Origin of the sequence: Xenorhabdus griffiniae, assembly GCF_001028135.1 — a bacterium.
Taxonomy (GTDB): domain Bacteria; phylum Pseudomonadota; class Gammaproteobacteria; order Enterobacterales; family Enterobacteriaceae; genus Xenorhabdus; species Xenorhabdus bakwenae.
On sequence record NZ_LDNM01000175.1, the window covers coordinates 1 to 2,393 of the forward strand.

General features: G+C 45.0%; 2 protein-coding genes. Both read right to left on the bottom strand.

Annotated elements, in window-relative coordinates:
* Positions 1–233: 233 nt before the first annotated feature.
* Positions 234–626, bottom strand: coding sequence for an antiterminator Q family protein (locus tag AAY47_RS19400; protein ID WP_047772002.1), 393 nt, complete (start codon positions 624–626; stop codon positions 234–236).
* A 402-nt stretch (positions 627–1,028) separates the two neighbouring features.
* The coding region (locus tag AAY47_RS22145; protein ID WP_047772004.1) for a primase-helicase family protein at positions 1,029–2,393 on the bottom strand (1,365 nt) is incomplete at its 5' end.

A 2,393-nucleotide genomic window follows, 5' to 3' on the forward strand; every position in this document is an offset into this window, starting at 1 on the left:
CAAACATGTAAAAGCGACAATCTTCTCGCTCATTTTAGGCCATTTCTCGATATAACATTTTGTTAACAAATCGCCACTATTAGGGTTCAGGTAAATCTCGATGTCTAACGGTTGTTTTCCCAAGTTTCCACTTTTCGCCCAAAAGAAAAGGCGCCCAATGTTAGGCGCCTTTTCGCAGGGTATAAAAACCACTCTTATCACAATAGCACAGTTTTTGCGGGTCGCACTAGTTTTCATGTTTCGATTGGTTGATTTTTAACCATTAAATCCATATCTAATTGAATTCCCAGTGTATCTAGACACCCGGCTACGAAACGCTCACCGCATTGTATACGGTGCCTGACCTCTCGCTCGTTTGTTTCGTATTGGCGGGCAATCTCGCGTTTAGAACGCCCGTGTATGTAATGCTGTTGGATATATTCCAATTCCTCGCCCTGCCCTATCGCCTGAAGCCGTGCTACGCACAAATCAATGATCAATCCGTCCTCGTCGCTGCATGTCATCCTGTTATTGCCGTTCGCGGGCAGCAGGCCGCTGAACCCCGCAGCAACAGACGACCAGCCAACATTGGTTAGATTTGACGACCACCCGCCCCATCGAACTAAAACTTGCTGAATATTGCGCATAGAATTTTGCCCTGTAGTTTCGTGTACTGTGAAAATTTTTACCAGTTGCCGTCGTGCTTACGTGCCGGTGTGATTATTAAAAAAAAGGCTAAACCAAGCTCGATGGCCTCTTGCTTCAATTTTTATACTTCTGGGTTGCAGATAGGTTGCAGATAAAAAGCTATCTGCAACCTGCCTAACCCCGCGTATTTTCTGGTTTGTCCCGTTTTAGGTTGCGGGTTGCAGATGTTTAAAACATATATACATATGAGACATATATATGAGGTGTATATAATCTCTCTCACATGTGTATGTTAAAAATAACTGCAATCTGCAACCTTTTTCATCTAACATATTGTTTTTATTTTATTTTATTTTAAAGGGTTGCAGGTCTGTTTTTATCTGCAACCTATCTGCAACCTTTTACATCTCAATTAGTAATTTTTTGCAACTTTCTAGCTCAGTGCGAAGCTGTTCATTACTGAACTTGCGATTTTTTACCAATACCCAAGGTCGCTCCGTCTTCCCCTCGAACTTAATAGCTCCTGCCTGCCCCAACCCTTTACTTCGCAAAATGCCGCTAACACGCTTCGGATTGATATCAGCGTCAAGACCAAGTTCCGCGACGATATAACTCACTATTTGTTGATAGGTCATAGCAGCAACTGGGGGGTCAGCCAACAAGTCGAATAGCACCTTATCGGCATCTGTCCGGCTACTATCAATCATTAATTGCCGTTCTTCGGTCTCTGGGGCACGCTGCCAGTCAAACGCATCTAAATCGATACCCATCAGATACCAGTAGACCTGAGCGATAAACTCTGGATCTTTTAGTGCCTGGTACAACTGCTTGAAGTAATTGTCGCCCTGCAAAAAGTCAGGGCCACCAAACACGGCAATACGGCGGTCTTCTGGAGGCAAGTAAATAGCGTCGATATGGTTAGAGAAAAACAGAAAGTGCGTGAAGATATCCATTGTCATCTTCTTGCCGTACTTGTTATTGACCTCAAACCGGGGTTCGGTCAGCAAATCACGAAGCTGATCATTGACTGAATAACGTTTCTCTATGTTTTCCTTCACCTCATCGACGGTACACAACAACGAGTGGTACAGATAATCGTGATATTGGTTCTTACAAATCACATCCATCTTTGCTCGGGTACAATTCCAATGGCCTAATATCGATTCCATTAACTGAATAACCCAGCCGCGCCCCGTACCATGCAGTACGGATATATGAAGCACGGTAACCGGACAACGGCGCTCTGGTCGCTGAACCATCCATGCGAGACGGGCGATAAAAAACAAACGTTGGGACTCATCCGGCACTAAGTACGCGATGTGTTTAAGGAAAATGGCTTCCGCTTTGGTGAAATTGGCCACTTTCTGGTGTTCAGGTAAATAGAACTCATTAATTTCTAGCCAACCATCTTGCCCCTGTATGAGTCGCCCTTTACCTGGGTGATACCCTGTGCTCTCCGCAACCAGTTTTTTAGGGTGTTCCAGCCAACGTTTAGTCGCAGGTGTAGGCTGCCCTTTCCCCATAGCCGGAAACTGGAACGGAGCCATTAGGTTTTTAAACGACTTCATATCCATGATGCTACGATAGGGAGGCCTGGACAGATCACAGACCTGATCCCCTTTCACAACATAGATAAACCGCTCAATAAAATGGCTGGTCATATCGGTATTGATATCAGTGAAATTCGGTGCGCCTTCTTGCTCGGTCAGATCCTCAAAATCGCGCACCCCAAACTCAATAGCGTTGAGGAAATCGCCATCATTACG

Excerpts from the sequence above, each read along its gene's own strand:
- AAY47_RS19400 (WP_047772002.1), bottom strand. The coding sequence starts at position 626 with ATGCGCAATATTCAGCAAGTTTTAGTTCGATGGGGCGGGTGGTCGTCA.